Genomic DNA, 17,186 nt, shown 5'->3' with positions numbered 1-17,186 from the left:
ATGAATAATAATTTCACACTAAGTTCGAATCCCACTAGTTCATTCTTACAATGGATGTCGCAAGGATTAATATCTACCTTTAAAGAGAACGGGTTTTCATACACTGACAATCACGAGGATCCTCTTCAACTAGTATTTCATTTTGTAAGCGAAGATGATATCAAACCATTTCGTCGCAAAGCACAAGCTACCTTTGTCGTAGGGGTATTAGAAAGCAAAGGGAAACCATACGACCTTTTTACTGAAATTTATCCTTTTCTTGTGAGGTCTTTGGCAAATCATTTTATGTATATCAATCATCGCGCAGGGACAACAGAAGTGCATTTTCTTACACCTGAGCAAGGATGCTATTCGATTACTTATGAAGAAGGACAAGAAACAGCTTTTTTCGAAAAATTTACAAACGCCTTGAACCACTAACTAAATCTCGCTTAGTCATTGACAATCATTTTTCAGAGGATCTTCCTGCAGCCTTGTGGGAGGGCGACCGTGTCACAACGGAGTTAAGTAAATCAGGAAAGAAGTTAGATGAAATGAACCTACTTCCTGCTCCATTTCCACTAGACAAATACTTAAATGACCGAGATATGCGTCATCTTAAGAAATTATACGGATTAGGTGGTTTGAGTTATGGAAATTTAAGTGCTCGTTCAGATGAGAATCATTTTTGGATGAGTGCAAGTGGTATTAATAAAGCTAATATGAAGGAGATTGGACGAGATATCCTTTACATTAAAGGATATAACAATGATGATAACTTCATGGAAGTAAGCATTCCTCCTAATGTCACACCTAAGCGCGCATCAGTCGATGCAATTGAGCACTGGATGATTTATAAGGAACATCCTGAGGTAGGAGCCATTGTTCACATTCATGCTTGGATGGATGGAATTCAAGCTACCGAGATTAATTATCCTTGTGGCACAATTGAACTTGCAGAAACCGTTGCTAAGCTAATAAGAGAGTCTGAAAATCCCGCAGAGGCCGTTATTGGTCTGAAAAATCACGGACTAACTATAACAGGTTCCTCTTTGGAAAATATCTTTAATCGAATTGAAGGCAAAATTCAACGCCAAGTTCCTATGTCATAGTAAAGCGACAAACAAATTTTTGGGGTTATCCTACAAGCCAGGTAGGATAACCCCCTTCTACGTTAAAGTATTTGTTCCTTAGTCTCTAATTGTTTGATCATAAAAGCAATTTGCTTGGCCGCTTCTGGTTTTTTGATTTTCTTAGCATTATTCACCAACGTTTGATAATACTCTTTGTCTTCTAGCATTTTCTCGACCAAATTCTTTACGTCTCCTATTTTCTCTGCTTTTACCGCTGCTCCAAAGTCGATAAGAAATTGCGCATTATCCTCTTCATGGCCAGGCACTGGCTGATAAATAACAGTCGGTGTTTCACAAGCTAAAGCTTCTGCCATCGTTAATCCACCAGCTTTAGAGAGGACCACATCACTAGCTCTTAAATATTCGGTAAAACGTTCCGTATAAGATATAACATGGATACGATGCTTACTATTCAACGCCATAATCCGCTTTTCTAATTCCGAGTTGAAGCCAGTCATACAAAGTACTTGGACTTTTTCTTCTAATTGCTCGAGTGTTTCTAAAAGGTCTTCATACTTGCCTAGTCCAAGTCCTCCACCAGTAATTAGTATCGTCTTTTCGTCTGATTGTAACTTTAAATCATTGCGCACTTTCCATCTTGGTATATTTACATCTGGTATTGACTTAATAGGAATTCCCGTGCAAAACAGTTGATCTATTGGGACATTATATTCTTTTGAAAATTCCTCAATGTATGGTGATGCTGTAAAATAACCATCAATCTCTGGTCTAACATAAGCTGGGTGTAAATAAAGATCTGTAATCACTGTGTACAAAGGAATATTTATATTTTTTTTCTTTTTCAATCTAGATAAAAAAGCAGTCACAAAAGGATGCGTTGAGATCATAATCGTTGTACTTTGTTTTTTCAAAATCGAGTTTAGCTTTTGACAGAAAAAAGTACCAAGCTGATCCATTAGTAAAAACCAAGAAAACTCTTCACTATAACGATATAAACGCCCCCAAAGCCGAGGTGTCTTTTCAATCATCTTAAGATATAGTTCCAAAAATGTTTTATGCAACAAAGGATGGATCGACTGAAAGGTATCAATTATTTGAACATTGTCGCCTTGGAGTTCTAGCTGTTCTTTAAGGGCTCTTGAAGCTTCGTTATGACCGTTTCCAATGGATGCGGAAAAGATCGTAATCTGACTCATAAGCGAACCTCACTTTCTCAAATTGCGTTCAATCGGTCTAATTTATTTAAAGCTAGTTTTAGCTTTTAACGATAGGAACATGCACGTATCATTTCAGTAAATACTGGTTGCTCGTCAATTTGTACATGCTATGTTTTTCTTTTATTATCTGATATCATTTGTATATAAGAGTTGTTTTACAGAGGAAGGATGGATGAAATGAAAACCGTTTTTTCAGGTATTCAACCAAGTGGAACTTTAACACTTGGAAATTATTTAGGGGCAATGAAGCATTTTGTTGATATGCAAAGTGAGTTTAATTGTTATTTTTGTATCGTTGATCAACATGCCATTACAGTACCACAAGAACGATTAAAACTTAGAGAAAACATTAGAAGCTTAGCTGCTTTATATTTAGCTGTTGGGATCGACCATGAAAAAGCCACATTATTTATTCAATCTGAAGTTCCCGCACACGCACAGCTGGGCTGGTTAATGCAATGTGTGTCCTACATAGGTGAATTAGAACGTATGACACAGTTTAAAGATAAATCTGACGGTAAAGACGCTGTGTCATCTGCACTATTAACTTATCCCCCATTAATGGCAGCCGATATCTTACTTTATAAAACTGACATTGTACCGTAGGGGAGGACCAAAAACAACATCTAGAGTTAACCCGCGATCTAGCTGAGAGATTTAATAAGAAATATAACGACATCTTTACAATTCCAGAAGTAAAAATACCAAAGGTCGGGGCTCGGATTATGTCTCTAAATGATCCTCATAAGAAAATGAGTAAGTCAAATCCTAATCCTAAAAGCTACATTTCAATGTTAGATAATGCTGCTACCATTCGAAAGAAAATTAAAAGTGCTGTCACAGATACGGAAGGAAGCATTCGTTTTGATCGTGATGAAAAGCCTGCAGTATCAAATCTACTCTCGATTTATTCACTTTGTTCTGGCGAATCAGTTGAGGAAATTGAATTAAAATATCAAGGAAAAGGATATGGAGACTTTAAAGGAGATTTAGCAGAAGTCGTTGTTGAAACTCTTCGTCCAATCCAAGAGCGCTATTATCAATTGATTGAATCAGATGAACTCGATCAAATACTGGACCATGGCGCAGAGAAAGCTAATCAAGTTGCGACCCGTATGATCACTAAAGCAGAAAATGCCATGGGCCTTGGTAGGAAAAGACGTAAATAACTAAAAAAGAACGGTCATATGACCGTTCTTTCTCTGATATTAATATCCTGCATTCTTTTTCATGATCTTTCCAACAAAGAATGAAAGACCAAGAGTACCTACTAAAAGTACAACTGTTAGAATTTGCATGACTAAGTAAGCAAAGTTATCCATAAAGTCGCCTCCCTCATGTTACGCTACTTGTTTCATTATAAGAGAGTTCACCGTTGTTGTAAATGGATGTTAAGATGTAACTTGTACATTTTCTTCTTGAACAACTTCAATTTCACAAACCGTTCAATTATTTAACACTTGCTCCATGTTCAAGTTCCCACAATTTCTCAAAAAATGCTTGTCCTCTAACCATGGCTTCACAAAGTTGATGATGCCGATCTGTCCAGCCTTCACGAATTTCCGCAAAAAGCTGTTCCCAAGCCTGATCTCTATCAAGCATCTGAATACGCATATACTCACTTGGACACCACTCCGTGTACCAATATCTAACTTCAGCATCGGTACCAGAAGAATATAGTTGATCTAAGGCCATATATAAGAGTTGCTTTAACTGCCGTTCTTTTCTCGTCAACCCGCGTAAATCAGCTGGACTAGGAGAAAGAATATGGTATTCTTTTTCTACTTCTTCTTTCAAATCAAAATGCAAAAATTGATTTGCCTTTAACTGCTCATAAACCATCTGTTCTTGTCTTGGCGTTAAACGACTTTTGCGTATCGGTGTTTTATAACCCATCGTATCAACAGCTATAATTCTTTCACCATCTGTCGCAATAAAGCAGTAATCTAATTGAATTCGTGACATGTTTTTACGTAAGTAACTCTGTTGATGAACCTCAGCCAATAAGTCGTCTGGTAAATCGGATAAGTTATTTTCTATATAATGAAAAAGTTTTGCACTAACCAACACTAAAATGGCTTGGTCTAGTACTTCAATTCTATCATCACTTCTCCACTCATGAAAATCACAAACGTTATACCCATTTTCTTCACCTTCAAACCAATTGACCCATACGTCCCGGATATGGACCATAATAGACCCCCCTTACCGTAAAATCATTTTGTATCCTCAGTATAGGCAAGGGACAACCAGTTTATTCCACTGTCTTATAAATCATTCCAATTTTAACAACTATTTTTTCTTGCTTCTTTTATTCCTAGAAGGTACAGTTATCGCAGCTATAATCATAACAACTCCAATAATAAATACATAAAATTCTATACTTCTTACGATAAATTCAAGGTACATTCCAAAGCCATACCCTGTTGTTAATAAATTTAAATAAGCTAAAATACTGATTCCACCGACTACAGCAAAAATAAATCCGCAGAACACAAAGAATAATCGTATCATGAGCTATCACACCGATTTAACTTCACCCCATGATGATCTCCCCTTTTCACTTAAATTTTGATTGCCCGTAAATGTCCCTAGCTGAAATAGACATCAATTCAGTTGCCGATTCTTTTAAGCTCACCGATGTCTTCACAATTTGAAATCCCGTGTAATAACCCAGCCATAACGGAATTCCATTTGCCTCATCACCGTATAAAAATGGAATATGATTCACACGGCCTTTCAAATTTAAATTTGGTTTTATCCAGCGCGTGTACCAGTGGTCCTTCCAATACTTATCGTAGCGGTTCGTCCAAGATGCACATGCTTCAACACCAATTTCCTCTTTGACAGCAAACTCAGCTAAACCTTCCATCACCATTGACTCCAATAATTCCATTGATTGTTCAGATTGCTTAGTAGAAGCTAAACGACAAACATGATGATATTCATGTGTAATTAAAGCTTGAAGATCAGTTACTGATGTCGACGCTCTAATAAATAAAAGAATGGCTTTATCAATTGTTAATCCTGTTTTTGATCCTAATTGAGTTTCTAAAAATTGATTTTGATCTGTTAAAGGTAAAACATATATTTTCACATCTGGTCCATTCCATTTTTCCTTCAGCTTGTTAAATTGCTTTTGGATAATGAACCAAGGTACACTTTCTTTCCACTGTTCATATTCTAGATCAATAGATTGTTCAGGATGAAATAACCCCATTTGCATTAGATATTGGTGAAGGCCGATAACATCTTTTGTTTTAAACACTTCACTTAAAGGTTGGATAATGACATCACGCTGGCATTCGATTTTCTCTTGTAAAGTCATTGCCTGATTCCATTTAACTGTATAAGCCTCTAACCATTTATCGGTTCGTACTACCCCCATGATGAAAACACCCCTCCTTACTATTACTATATGAAGAGGATGTCTATAATGAACCAACTAAAACCTAATTTTACATTTAATTTTAATTAGACAGTATAAATTAGATTTTAAATAATAACTTGTTCTTTTAAATCATATGAACGTTTGTCACGATTTTACATACTCTGGTTAGTAGCTATCGATAAGAAAAGGTGGTTATATGCCTGCAATTGTAGGAGCCGTAAAAGTAAATAGTGTTGGTAATAGCGGAGTTTTTAATATTGGAGATGTCTATAGAATGGCACCACAAAGTACCGCTAAAACCTTCGCTGGAGCCGGATCATTTAATACAGGTGATTATTTAAAGATTAGGAACGATAAAAGTATAACAAACACGTATGATAATGATGTTGTTGATTCAAACATAAAATCTCTTGCATAAAAGGAGGCTAGTTTATGAACTTCCATATCAATCAGAGTATTACGATTCAAACGTTAAGAGTAGATGGGATAACTAACTCTTCGATTTTACAAATTGGAAGTGCTGGGATGATCAAGTCATTGTCGAACCTATACAATACAGGCGGCTTTACTGAACCCGCTCCAGAAGCAGGGGAATTCGAACCAAGACCTCCACTAGTTCCTCTTGCTCCTCCAAGCGGTCCAGCGGTAATTTAAAATAAGGAGGAGATTTTATGTATTATAACAACGTGGATATGAATCAAAATCTCCAATTCATTTACAGTTATTTAAATTCACAACAAGAAAGAATCAATTATTTAGAAACGACGATTCATCAACTTCAAAACGAAATAATGACGCTGAAGCAAAATCCTGCTTCCAATATTGAAAGAGTTGAATATAAGTTTGATCAACTAAAAGTAGAGAGGTTAGAAGGAACGTTAAATATTGGGATTACCCCTCAAAATGGTGGAGATTCGATTGAGGATTTCGCCGTTGCCCAACATCAACTAAATGTCCCTCAAAATACTGGGCAACCATCAAATGTATTCGAAAACGTGCGAAGTCAGATCCATCACTATTTAAACGGAGAATGTTATCAGGTGTTTAATAATATCGAACAACAAAATAATTACTTTCTAGATAATCATTATCGTCAATATATTGTTCAAGATATTTTAAGACAAATTGATTCGCGTATTCAGTACTATCTTAACCAGCTTAATCAAGATACTAACTTGAACGATACTGAACAACTTGAAATGTTGACAATTGATAAGGTCAAAGAAGATATTCATAAAACATATGATGAATTTATAAAACATTTACCACAGAGGGAGTCTGATTCGTAATATGAACTTTACAGTTGTAAATAAAAACGTAAATGTAGACAATGTCCGGATTATTGGTGTTTCTACCTCCTCTCTATTTCTAGTAGGAGATGCTGATACGATCACATTATCTTCAGCTTTCGATACACCGCCTGAATCCCTAATCGTTGGGCCTTTTGTTCCACTTAGTCCTGAATAAAAGGAGCTGGTTAGGTTGTTTAAGAGAACCTCTATTGTAAAAGATATTCATGTTCGAAGTGTATCAGCAAGTTCTATTTTTCTTATTGGTGATTCATCTCACATTACACCACGCTCTCGAGCTCTGGCTATCCAACGGCAGGCTGAGCTCTTTTATGGGCAAGAGGGCGACTTTAATCAATTCCCAGTATTCTACAAGCCAATTCCAAAACCATATACCGATGAACACGTTACATTTTCTAGATACAACATCTCCCCTTTTATCAAAGTTAATCACATTGATGTTCTAGGGGTGTCAGCTTCAAGCGTAATGCAAATTGGTTCAACTAAAACTTATAATGGTGAAGCTAGAGTCAAACATATAAGACAACTTTTTGGGACAAAAGAGTAACGTCCCTTAGGCCTGTGAATAAACTAAAGTAACGTAATTTTGATATGAAAAGGGTGTTCATATGCCTTCTATAGTTACTGGACCACTCAAAGTCAATTCAAATGACGGAGTTATGAACTTTGGTGATTCATTAAACATCTCTCCGAAAAGTACCTCTAAGTCTGTTTCTGGTTCGGGTGGTGGTATTTCTGGTGATTTTATCATTACAAATAATGGTTTTAACATCAATAATGTCGCTGATCCAGATTTAATTGATCAGAATCAAAGTGCAAATATTTAAATTAAAGCCAGTTTCCGTAAAGATTGTTGCAGTTTTCTCTCTAAGTGAAATGGGTCCGTATGCAACGAACATGCCGAGAGTGTTTAGCCCTCAACGCTACCTAATAAAAGATGAAGATCAGTCTCCTGAGACTGATCTTCATCTTTATTAGTTAATCTTGAAAAATAATCTTCTTTTGTTCTTGGCTCCAAACCAGCTTGGCTTGAAACGTTTGATCTCCTTTGACAAATCCCTCGATTTTTTCAGTCCCGCCCTCTTTTAAAAGCTGCTTCACATCCTTTTGTCTTATCTTTTTCTTTAGAATTGTCTTAGATACAGTAAAACGACAATGATTGGTTTTGTATTGACTACACCCATAAAATGTTCCTCTGTCTAAAACCGTACCTCCACAGCTTGGACACTTCCCTACAGAGCTCGGTCGTCGTTGGCCTTTTTTAAAGTCTTTTTTCATAGATGAAACATCAAAATTAGAAAAGTCCCAAGAGACAGCTTGGTTGCCAGCTTCCTGTAATAAATGTTCAACTAGTTTCTTCGTTTGCTCCATAAAGATTACCGGCGATGCTCCTCCTTTTCCTATCTCTCGGAGTCGTTGCTCCCACTTCGCTGTCATTTCAGCCGAAGTAAGAACACTTTCACCTAAAGCTGCAATTAGTAATTTACCTTTCTCAGTAGGGAAAACGATATTCTTCGTTACAGTCATGTACCCTCGATCTTTTAAAATGGTAATGATTCCAGCTCTTGTTGCTTCTGTACCCAAACCTTGTGATTCCATTAAGATTTTTTCTAATTCGACATCTTCAATCTGTTTACCAGCTGTTTTCATTACGTTAATAAGCTGCCCTTCTGTATAGCGTTTCGGCGGTTGGGTTACAGATTCTTTTACTAATACTTTTTGAACCGACCCTGCTTCTTTAACATTTAGTTCAGGTAGATAAACTTCATCTTTCTCTGCTTTTCTATCGTGATAGATAATTCGTCTCCACCCTTGCTTCTTAATCACTTTCCCCTTTGAATGAAAAGTGGCTCGTCCATCAACTAACGTTTCCACCTTTGTTGTATGGATGATGGAATCTTCTTCATGAGCAGCAAGTAGCGAACGGGCGATTAGTTCATAAATGCTTTTTTCATCTGCAGATAACTTATTTAAATCTGGAATCTGCTCTGTAGGGATGATAGCATAATGGTCCGTAACCTTTTTCTCATTAACATATCGTTGGTTTCCGATCAATGAAAGAATAGGAAGTGGAAAAAAAGAAGTAAATTCTGGTTTTGAAGATAAGGCTTTTAGTATAGTCGGGAATGTCTGTGCCTCACCTTTAGTAACAAACGCTGAATCGGTACGAGGATAAGAAATGAATCCTTTCACATAAAGCTTTTGAGCAATATCTAACGTTTTTTTCGGAGAATACTTTAGTTTTTGATTCGCAGCTGTTTGTAAACTAGAAAGAGTAAATAAGAAAGGTGGCTTATATTGTTTTTCATCCACTTTCACTTCACTAACAACGGCTGGCTTTCCTTTACAGAACGCAGCAATCTTAGTAGCCATATCACTTGATTCTAAACGTGTTTCCCCTTTTTTATGCCAAGTACCTTGATATTTTTTCCCTAACACGTCAAAATCTGCAATAACTTCCCAGAATGGTTCTGGCTTAAATGCTTCAATTTCATTTTCTCTTTTCACAATTAAGGCAAGTGTTGGAGTTTGTACACGACCTGTTGAAAAAACATCATTTAACCCTTTCTTCTGTAAATAAAGCGTATAAGCTCTAGAAGCATTCATACCTACAAGCCAATCTGCACAAGCTCTGCTTAAAGCCTCGAAATAAAGTGGCCTCGTTTCTTCTTCTGTTCTAAGGGTTTTAAATCCCTCTATAACTGCAGCTTCTGTTAACGAAGATAGCCATAATCGCTTTAATGGTTTATCAATTTGGCATTGCTTTAAGATGAGGCGAACAATTAATTCACCTTCTCTTCCAGCATCCCCTGCCATAATAATTTCATTAACAGCTGGATTGTTTACTAGTTGTTTAATAATCTGAAATTGCTTGGTTTTCCCTTTAGTTACTTGATGCTTGAATTGCTCAGGGATTATTGGCAATGTTTCAAGCTTCCATGACTTCCATTTTGGATCATACATCTCTGGAGGAATTAGTTCACATAGATGACCAACAGCCCATGTGATAAAGGCACCATTGGGAAACTGCGATGTTTTTTTTATTTCTATGTAGCCGCTTCTTTTAATAGACTGGAAGGGTGCGGCTAACTTCGCTCCCTGATCAGGCTTCTCAGCAATAATGACTTTCATCCCTTTCCTCCTTTTTTCTTAAGAATTTTTTATCCTTCTATTATAACTCATTTATAAATAACTCTGGGAAAAATAACACATATAAGCAAATTAGTGTTACTATACAATAGAACTAAATTCTTCCGTTAATAAAGGAGAAAATTATGGCTACAATAAACAAATCTGTTCCATTATCTGCTTATACTCCCTTCACTAGAGCTGAGTGGGCGCAGCTATCTAAATCAACAACGACTATATTATCTGCCACAGAACGTGCTCAAATAGGAAGTATTGATGAAACGATTTCCGCAGATGAGGTTGCTGATATTTACTTACCTTTATCTCAGTTACTATATATGCATATGACTCAATCAGTTCAATTACATAAAAATGTGAATCAATTTCTACAGAAAAAAACGAAAAAGGTTCCATTTGTAATTGGAATTGCCGGTAGTGTCTCGGTAGGAAAAAGTACAACAGCTAGGCTTATCCAAGCACTTTGCTCACGTTGGCCGAATTCTCCAAAAGTAGATTTGATTACGACCGATGGCTTTTTATATCCTAATGCCACATTAGAAGAAAGAGGGCTGATGAAACGTAAAGGTTTTCCAGAAAGTTACGACATTGAACGATTAATTAAATTTTTATATGAATTAAAATCTGGTTGCGCTTACATTGAAGTGCCTTTGTATTCTCATTTAAGTTATGACATTTTAGATGATGAAGTTCAAAAAATTATCGAACCAGACGTTGTCATTGTTGAAGGAATTAATGTTTTACAAGTAAATAAAAGAAATAAACGAATCCCGCAAGTTTTCGTTTCAGACTTCTTTGATTTTTCTATATATGTTGATGCCGAAGAAGAAAATATCAAAAACTGGTACATCGAAAGATTCAAGCTGTTGCGCAATACGGCTTTCCAACAGCCAGAATCTTTTTTCCATCGCTACCGTCAACTTTCAGATTCGGAAGCTGATCATTTTGCTAAAGATATTTGGTCTACTATTAATGGAGTTAATTTGGAGAAGAATATTCGCCCAACTCGTCACAGAGCTGACCTCATCTTAAAAAAAGGCGCAGGACATCGAGTTGAAGAAGTTCACTTGAAGAAGACTTAAGAGGCTACTCACGTATACTTTGTTATTTTTTATTACTTATTTTAACAGGTCCGTCACATTGCGCTTAATTCACTTGATTTTCGAGCGGTGTTACCAAGCCCCCAAGACGTTCTAAGGCCTCAGAAAAAGGGATGTTCTCACCTTATTCTGGGGCTTTTAATCTGCTGAAAAAAACTTTTTATTTAAAACAAACGTACGAGTTAAGTACCTTCAGTCTTGTGATAATACCCTTTAAATAACTCAGTCATTCTTTCCAAAAATCGAAAGCACTTGTATTAACCACCGCACAAGGTTTGGTTCTTCTGATTCAACGTTTTTTTCATTTTGTATTGCTTCTGATTCTTCTAACGCCATCTTATACTTGTCTCCAACTTTTTTTAGCACCTTAGATGCAATAAGTTGATTAGCCTCATTTTTAATAGAGACTCTACCTGCATTACTAACTTCAATCAATACTTCGTCATCGTTCCTTGAGACATAATAGAAATCATTCTCTAATTCAAATTCAGCCCCATTATTTGAGGTAAACAAGCGATCTTTCGGTAGTTTGTTTGTTTGGAAATGTTCAAAACCATAATCAAGTAATGCTATTGTGTCAGAGTAAGCAAGTCTTGCAGTTGGTGCATTAAGTGTAACAACAATGTACTCTGTACCATCTCGTAAAGCGGTTGTAACGAGCGTAAAACCAGATTGACTGACATATCCGTTTTTCACCCCGGTTGCTCCTTCATAATCCCATAATAACCGATGATGATTATGAATAGTTGTTTCCCATCCTTCTCCAATCCACTCCATTTCCTTCGTCCCTACAATGTCCCGAAACAATTCATTGTTCATTGCATATTGAGTGATCTTGGCCATGTCGTAAGCAGTTGTTATATGTTCTTCCGAGAATAAGCCATGTGGATTTTCAAAGTTTGTGTTATGAACACCTATCTCTTTTTTGACAAATTCATTCATAACAGTAGCGAAGTTTTTCTCGTTTCCCGCAAGATGTTCAGCAATTGCTGTCCCTGCATCGTTGCCAGAGTTAATTAACAACCCTTGAACTAACTTCTTTAAATCAACTTTTTCATCTTCAAGCAGATAAACTCTTGTTCCCACAACTTTACGAGCATTTTCACTAACCGTTACAATATCATCTAAGTTTCCTTTTTCTATTGCTATAATTCCAGTAATTATTTTAGTAATACTAGCTGGGTACATTGGTTGGTTCATTTCTTTCTCAAAGAGAATTTGACCACTTTTCGCTTCCATAAGAATAGCAGTCTCACTATGGAGCGTTAAATGATCTGATGTTGCCTGTACATTCATGGCAGAATAAAAAAACAAGATGAAACTAGTGATAATAAATGTGCTTACTAGTCTTCGGATCTTCACAGATGTTCCCCCTATTATGTATGTTCCCATTCTTATTATAGCTGTTTTTTATTACATTGTAATAACATTCTTGTTACAGTTTTTCTAGTATTATTAACCATTTTCCCATCTAGATTGTTCAACGAATCTATTATTTTTTTAGATTTCCTCATATTTCGTTACATAACTGTAAAGAAGACGTACGGGACTTACTCCTACATAGAACAGTATCTCTCACCAACCTATACAGGAAAAAGTTGGACGCATTCTTCTCTCGATTTTTATGATAGTTTAGTAGAGTCATATCTTTCGAGGAGGATTTTATTTATGAAAAAATTACTTATTACTTTATGTGCAACAGCATCTTTACTTTTTATTGGTGCTACAGAAACAAATGCTCAATCAAAAACACACACGGTTGTGTCTGGTGACACTTTCTATAAATTAGGACAGCAATATGGTGTTTCAGCCATCGATATTCAAAAAGCTAATAATAAACGTTCATCAACTATTTTCGTTGGCGAAAGATTAGTGATTCCTGCTTCTATTTCTGCTGCTGAGAAAGATTTACTAGCACGCCTAGTTCGAGCTGAGGCAGAGGGCGAACCATATGCTGGTAAAGTCGCGGTTGCAACAGTCGTATTAAACCGTGTTGCTCATCGCGATTTTCCAAATTCAATTCGTGGTGTAATAAACGAAGTGGCACCATCCGGTCATTATGCCTTTTCACCTGTCCAAAATGGTCGAATTAACCGCGCTGCAGATTCGCAATCTATTCGAGCGGTTGAGGAAGCTTTAGCATTTCGTGGACAAGGTTCTGGTTCGCTTTACTTCTATAACCCTAGAATTGCCACTAATCATTGGATCGCAACTAGAACTCAGACAGTTCGAATTGGGAACCACGTGTTTGCAAAATAAACTTAATGATCTTAGGAATCTGTAAAAAAAGACCTATAGCTGCTTATCCATTTAAGCTGCTATAGGTCTTTTTATTATCGACTCATCATGTGTTCTTCATCTATGTAGAACTCACCCAATTTCAAAGCAACTTCCTCAAAACCAAAAGACCTAAATCTAAATGATTCGTACCATTTCTTAGCTATGCTCAAAATAAGATAAGGGCTACTCTCTCTTCTTCATAACTTCATGCAAACGCCTCAGGTTCGCTTTTCAATGTATCAAGTCTTAGTTCTAGAAATAACCTTGCATCATTTAACTTTCACATATACATAAAATCTCCTCATCCCTCTCTAAATTTTAACAACTCAAACTAGATTAAAGGAACTTTTGCGCATTTGCTAGAATACATAAAAGTAAGAATGAAAAAAAAGGTGTGATGACATTGACACGTATCTCACGTACATCAGGAACAAAAGCCCAGCGAATACAATCATCATACGTTAATAGAATGACCGAAGCCTCAGGTATTAATAAGATCGAGCAAATTCAGCGAATTGAAGAATTAAAAAATCCAACCGACCAACCTTCGGAAAATCAGTTACTTTCCTATGAAAGATATTATCAGAAGTTCACGGAGGTCAAACAAGAGTTCCATACATTTTATCAACATAATCAAGAATCAATAAATGCTTTAAAGAAACTGGAAAACAAGGAAGATACCATATTTTCTCAAATACAGGATTTTACACATAACTACAACAAGGCTTTACTAGCACTGAAAAATTATGATGCGCTAGTAGGATCAAATCAACAATCCGTTCTTCACCATTTATACTTAACTCACTCAGGTATTTTTCAAATTCTAGGTCTTTTAGAAAACAAAGATTATTCGCTTTCATTTCATTCAGAAGTTTTCTTAAACAACAGGAACAAATCTGACATGTCTTCAGAAGAATGGTTGTCGACAACAAAGGGAATGTTATTAGAGCAATTCAAGTCACTCACGATTGGCAATCATCGTTCAGATCGAACTGCATATGAACCAGACTTTGATTTTAAAGGTTTAATTATCGAAGAAGAAGGATAACGCTTCTTCTTCTTTTTCGTGCTTTTTGATACACTTGTAAGTAAATCTTGCAAAAGGGAGATTAATAATGGATGTAATTGTATCACATATGAATTTAGATTTTGATGGATTAGCGTGTTTGTTAGCTGCAAAAAAGCTCCATCCCTATGCTACAGTTGCCCTTACTGATAAACAACATCCGACTGTAAAATCGTTTCTTGGTATCTACCGTGATCAATTAGCTTTTTCCTCATATGAAAAGGTTGATTGGCATCAGGTACGAACGCTGATATTAGTTGATGTCGCTTCCATTGAGCGCACAGGAATACCTCAAACAGACCTTGTAGAAACGCTACATACAATCGTATATGATCATCATTCTCCTAAGGATGGTGATTTGAATTCAGGAGAACTTTATGTAGAAAAAGTTGGAGCCGCTATCACGCTCCTTACTGAAAACTTAATAAAACAGAACATCCCCATTAATCCTTTTGAGGCAACCTTATTTGGTTTAGGTGTCTACACAGATACTGGTAATTTCACTTATCCTAAAACAACCGATCGAGACCTTTTGATTGCCGCTGAATTAAGAAAAAGGCAAATGGATGTTACTTTAATTGATCGTTTTCAAGAACAAGTTTTATCTTCAGATGAAAAAAATTTACTTCAGCAGCTTATAACGACTGGAGAGGAACAGTGGATTAAGGGAACTTCCATCTTTCTCTCTTTCCTTGAGCAACCAACATATTTAGGTGGTTTGGCCACAATCACAAGAAAATTAATGGAATCAACAAGTGTGGATGCTGCCATTTCTATCGTGAAAATGAGAAGTACCATTTACGTCGTAGCAAGGGCAAATACTGAACGAGTCGATTTCCGACCTTTAATTGAAAAACTCGGTGGTGGCGGACATGCTCAAGCGGCTTCAGCTACTATAAAAAAACAAAAACTAAGTCAAATTGTCCCCATTATTCAAGATGCGCTAAGTGACATCATAAAAAAAGCATTAACCGCGGCTGATATTATGACTAGTCCTGTAAAATCAGTCTTGCCTGAGGAATCAATTGAATCTGTTTTTAAACAAATGTATCAATATGGACATACTGGATTTCCTGTTATTAACGAAGAAAACCAACTAGTCGGAGTGATTTCACGAAGAGATGTGGATAAAGCTACTCACCATGGTCTCGGGCATGCTCCTGTCAAAGGTTACATGTCTACACAATTAATTGTTCATAACAAAGGAGACTCTCTTGAAGAAGTGCAAGCTACCATGATGAAGTATAACATCGGTAGAATACCGATCCTTGACAATGAACAGGTTGTTGGGATTATATCGAGAACAGATGTGATTGAACAGCTACATAAGCAAACGAGCGAAACAGAAGAAAACCTAATCTCGACTATTCAAGAACAAGTTCCTGTAACTATATTTAAACTCCTACGAAGAATAGGAGATCTCGCTGATGAACAGAAAGTAAATGTTTATTTAATTGGGGGCATTGTAAGAGATTTTATATTGAAAAGACCGAACGAAGACATTGATATTGTTGTGGAAGGAGATGGCATTGCCTTTGCGCAGTTACTGAGTGCACAACTTGGCGGAAATGTGAAGTCTCATGAAAAGTTCGGAACAGCAACTTGGACTAACTTGGATGGTTTAAAATTAGACATCGTTACATGTCGAACCGAATATTATGACTCTCCTGCCTCTTTGCCCATCGTGCGCCCCTCTAATCTTAAAGAAGATTTAAGAAGAAGAGATTTCACGATTAATGCAATGGCACTTCAGTTAAATAAGAGCTACTTCGGTACGATTATTGATTTCTTTCAAGGACGTGAAGATATTAAGAAACAGCAAATCCGAATTCTTCACACGCTTAGTTTCATTGAAGACCCAACCCGAATCATTCGAGCCGTTCGTTTCTCTCTTCGGTTTAAATATGAACTATCGCCACAAACTTGGAGTCTTGCGGTTGATGCAAATTCGATGTTAAGACAGGTTAGCGCGACCCGCTTTTTACATGAATTAGAACTGTTAATAAAAGAAGGAACCATTGTTGCTGGAATTCAATTTCTTGAACAACTAGGGGTTTGGTCCTCACTGTTTGATGTAAAAGTCAATAATGAGATTATCTCAACTCTATACCAAACGGACACTGAAGATCCTTTTCACTATATCGTAGCATTGCTTTTTCCATCTAAGAATTGGAGAAAAGCTTCACTGCGATATGCGTTATCTGCTAAACAGCAATCACTGTTAAAGCAACTTGAAGCAATTGCAAAAATTGAAACAAATAGCGATTTATCCGTTGGAGAGTTACATAAACTGTTCTCCGTTTTTAATAAAGAAAATGTTGCCTTCTACGCTTTGTTGAGCGGTAATCGTTCTTTACAAAATTATGTTAATAAACTAAACCATATTAAACCCCTTCTAACAGGAAGTGATTTAATTGCTTTAGGGCTTGACCCAAGTCCTAAATTTTCGGAATTACTTCATCAGCTTTACTGTCTACAAATGGATGATCAAATAACAACTAAAGACGATGCGCTTGATTGGGTAAAAACTCTGCTATGATATGAAAAAGTGTTATCCCCCAAAAGGTGTGTTACACCTTTTAGGATAACACTTTCATACATT

At 36.4% G+C, this 17,186-nt stretch carries 16 protein-coding genes and 2 pseudogenes; 12 read left to right on the top strand and 6 right to left on the bottom strand.

Annotation, left to right across the window (positions count from 1 at the left end; translation table 11 throughout):
* Positions 1 to 1,091: pseudogene (locus JCM9157_RS26210) on the top strand (class II aldolase/adducin family protein).
* A 62-nt stretch (positions 1,092 to 1,153) separates the two neighbouring features.
* Here the strand turns inward: JCM9157_RS26210 and JCM9157_RS11610 are convergent.
* Positions 1,154 to 2,269 (bottom strand): MGDG synthase family glycosyltransferase, encoded by a 1,116-nt coding sequence (locus JCM9157_RS11610; RefSeq protein WP_035664904.1) that lies wholly within the window; start codon positions 2,267 to 2,269, stop codon positions 1,154 to 1,156.
* Between the two features lie 198 nt (positions 2,270 to 2,467).
* Here JCM9157_RS11610 and trpS point away from each other — a divergent pair.
* Positions 2,468 to 3,459: pseudogene (trpS, locus tag JCM9157_RS11605) on the top strand (tryptophan--tRNA ligase).
* A 280-nt stretch (positions 3,460 to 3,739) separates the two neighbouring features.
* On the opposite strand, the gene JCM9157_RS11600 reads toward trpS, so the two are convergent.
* The 3 genes from JCM9157_RS11600 to JCM9157_RS11590 all read right to left on the bottom strand — a co-directional run bounded on the left by JCM9157_RS11600 (position 3,740) and on the right by JCM9157_RS11590 (position 5,678).
* Positions 3,740 to 4,483: a YjbA family protein gene (locus JCM9157_RS11600; RefSeq protein WP_035664902.1), complete on the bottom strand. Its 744-nt coding sequence runs from the start codon at positions 4,481 to 4,483 to the stop codon at positions 3,740 to 3,742.
* 99 nt (positions 4,484 to 4,582) lie between these two features.
* Complete coding sequence (locus JCM9157_RS11595; protein ID WP_035664900.1) at positions 4,583 to 4,804, bottom strand: YuzI family membrane protein; 222 nt, start codon at positions 4,802 to 4,804, stop codon at positions 4,583 to 4,585.
* Positions 4,805 to 4,850: 46 nt separating this feature from the next.
* Positions 4,851 to 5,678: a DUF2268 domain-containing putative Zn-dependent protease gene (locus JCM9157_RS11590; RefSeq protein ID WP_035664899.1), complete on the bottom strand. Its 828-nt coding sequence runs from the start codon at positions 5,676 to 5,678 to the stop codon at positions 4,851 to 4,853.
* 199 nt (positions 5,679 to 5,877) lie between these two features.
* Between JCM9157_RS11590 and JCM9157_RS11585 the strand changes: the two genes are divergently transcribed.
* The 6 genes from JCM9157_RS11585 (at position 5,878) to JCM9157_RS11560 (ending at position 7,818) form a co-directional block, all read left to right on the top strand.
* Positions 5,878 to 6,099, top strand: coding sequence for a spore germination protein (locus JCM9157_RS11585; RefSeq protein ID WP_035664898.1), 222 nt, complete (start codon positions 5,878 to 5,880; stop codon positions 6,097 to 6,099).
* Positions 6,100 to 6,113: 14 nt separating this feature from the next.
* On the top strand, positions 6,114 to 6,335 hold the full coding sequence (locus JCM9157_RS11580) for a spore germination protein GerPB (protein ID WP_035664897.1): 222 nt from the start codon (positions 6,114 to 6,116) through the stop codon (positions 6,333 to 6,335).
* A gap of 17 nt (positions 6,336 to 6,352) precedes the next feature.
* Positions 6,353 to 6,970 carry a spore germination protein GerPC gene (gerPC, locus tag JCM9157_RS11575; RefSeq protein ID WP_052013100.1) on the top strand — a complete coding sequence of 206 codons (618 nt, stop codon included), beginning with the start codon at positions 6,353 to 6,355 and terminating at the stop codon, positions 6,968 to 6,970.
* 1 nt (position 6,971) lies between these two features.
* Complete coding sequence (locus tag JCM9157_RS11570; protein WP_035664896.1) at positions 6,972 to 7,148, top strand: spore germination protein GerPD; 177 nt, start codon at positions 6,972 to 6,974, stop codon at positions 7,146 to 7,148.
* 15 nt (positions 7,149 to 7,163) lie between these two features.
* Positions 7,164 to 7,538, top strand: a complete 375-nt coding sequence (locus JCM9157_RS11565) for a spore germination protein GerPE (RefSeq protein ID WP_035664894.1) — start codon at positions 7,164 to 7,166, stop codon at positions 7,536 to 7,538.
* Positions 7,539 to 7,599: 61 nt separating this feature from the next.
* Positions 7,600 to 7,818: a spore germination protein gene (locus JCM9157_RS11560; RefSeq protein WP_035664892.1), complete on the top strand. Its 219-nt coding sequence runs from the start codon at positions 7,600 to 7,602 to the stop codon at positions 7,816 to 7,818.
* Positions 7,819 to 7,969: 151 nt separating this feature from the next.
* On the opposite strand, the gene JCM9157_RS11555 is transcribed toward JCM9157_RS11560, so the two are convergent.
* Complete coding sequence (locus JCM9157_RS11555) at positions 7,970 to 10,123, bottom strand: DNA topoisomerase III (protein ID WP_035664890.1); 2,154 nt, start codon at positions 10,121 to 10,123, stop codon at positions 7,970 to 7,972.
* A 143-nt stretch (positions 10,124 to 10,266) separates the two neighbouring features.
* Here JCM9157_RS11555 and coaA point away from each other — a divergent pair, with 143 nt between their 5' ends.
* A complete protein-coding gene (coaA, locus tag JCM9157_RS11550) occupies positions 10,267 to 11,220 on the top strand; it encodes a type I pantothenate kinase (protein ID WP_035664889.1) in 954 nt (317 codons plus the stop codon).
* A gap of 240 nt (positions 11,221 to 11,460) precedes the next feature.
* Here coaA and JCM9157_RS11545 read toward each other — a convergent pair whose 3' ends face one another.
* Positions 11,461 to 12,600 (bottom strand): D-alanyl-D-alanine carboxypeptidase family protein, encoded by a 1,140-nt coding sequence (locus JCM9157_RS11545; RefSeq protein WP_052013099.1) that lies wholly within the window; start codon positions 12,598 to 12,600, stop codon positions 11,461 to 11,463.
* A 306-nt stretch (positions 12,601 to 12,906) separates the two neighbouring features.
* Between JCM9157_RS11545 and JCM9157_RS11540 the strand changes: the two genes are divergently transcribed.
* The 3 genes from JCM9157_RS11540 (at position 12,907) to JCM9157_RS11530 (ending at position 17,123) form a co-directional block, all read left to right on the top strand.
* A complete protein-coding gene (locus JCM9157_RS11540; protein ID WP_035664888.1) occupies positions 12,907 to 13,497 on the top strand; it encodes a cell wall hydrolase in 591 nt (196 codons plus the stop codon).
* A gap of 424 nt (positions 13,498 to 13,921) precedes the next feature.
* Entirely contained in the window at positions 13,922 to 14,566 is a 645-nt protein-coding gene (locus JCM9157_RS11535) for a hypothetical protein (RefSeq protein WP_035664887.1), read from the top strand.
* 67 nt (positions 14,567 to 14,633) lie between these two features.
* Positions 14,634 to 17,123: a CBS domain-containing protein gene (locus tag JCM9157_RS11530; protein WP_035664886.1), complete on the top strand. Its 2,490-nt coding sequence runs from the start codon at positions 14,634 to 14,636 to the stop codon at positions 17,121 to 17,123.
* Positions 17,124 to 17,186: the final 63 nt, after the last annotated feature.

The sequence above is a fragment of the Halalkalibacter akibai JCM 9157 genome (assembly GCF_000513135.1).
GTDB classification, from domain to species: Bacteria; Bacillota; Bacilli; order Bacillales; family Bacillaceae_D; genus Halalkalibacter; species Halalkalibacter akibai.
The sequence above is the reverse complement of the archived record's forward strand: the minus strand, read 5'-3'. Positions and strand labels throughout refer to the sequence as shown.

Coding starts and splice junctions, on each gene's coding strand:
- JCM9157_RS11610 (WP_035664904.1), bottom strand. CDS start 2,269: ATGAGTCAGATTACGATCTTTTCCGCATCCATTGGAAACGGTCATAAC.
- JCM9157_RS11600 (WP_035664902.1), bottom strand. CDS start 4,483: ATGGTCCATATCCGGGACGTATGGGTCAATTGGTTTGAAGGTGAAGAA.
- JCM9157_RS11595 (WP_035664900.1), bottom strand. CDS start 4,804: ATGATACGATTATTCTTTGTGTTCTGCGGATTTATTTTTGCTGTAGTC.
- JCM9157_RS11590 (WP_035664899.1), bottom strand. CDS start 5,678: ATGGGGGTAGTACGAACCGATAAATGGTTAGAGGCTTATACAGTTAAA.
- JCM9157_RS11585 (WP_035664898.1), top strand. CDS start 5,878: ATGCCTGCAATTGTAGGAGCCGTAAAAGTAAATAGTGTTGGTAATAGC.
- JCM9157_RS11580 (WP_035664897.1), top strand. CDS start 6,114: ATGAACTTCCATATCAATCAGAGTATTACGATTCAAACGTTAAGAGTA.
- gerPC (WP_052013100.1), top strand. CDS start 6,353: ATGTATTATAACAACGTGGATATGAATCAAAATCTCCAATTCATTTAC.
- JCM9157_RS11570 (WP_035664896.1), top strand. CDS start 6,972: ATGAACTTTACAGTTGTAAATAAAAACGTAAATGTAGACAATGTCCGG.
- JCM9157_RS11560 (WP_035664892.1), top strand. CDS start 7,600: ATGCCTTCTATAGTTACTGGACCACTCAAAGTCAATTCAAATGACGGA.
- JCM9157_RS11555 (WP_035664890.1), bottom strand. CDS start 10,123: ATGAAAGTCATTATTGCTGAGAAGCCTGATCAGGGAGCGAAGTTAGCC.
- coaA (WP_035664889.1), top strand. CDS start 10,267: ATGGCTACAATAAACAAATCTGTTCCATTATCTGCTTATACTCCCTTC.
- JCM9157_RS11540 (WP_035664888.1), top strand. CDS start 12,907: ATGAAAAAATTACTTATTACTTTATGTGCAACAGCATCTTTACTTTTT.
- JCM9157_RS11530 (WP_035664886.1), top strand. CDS start 14,634: ATGGATGTAATTGTATCACATATGAATTTAGATTTTGATGGATTAGCG.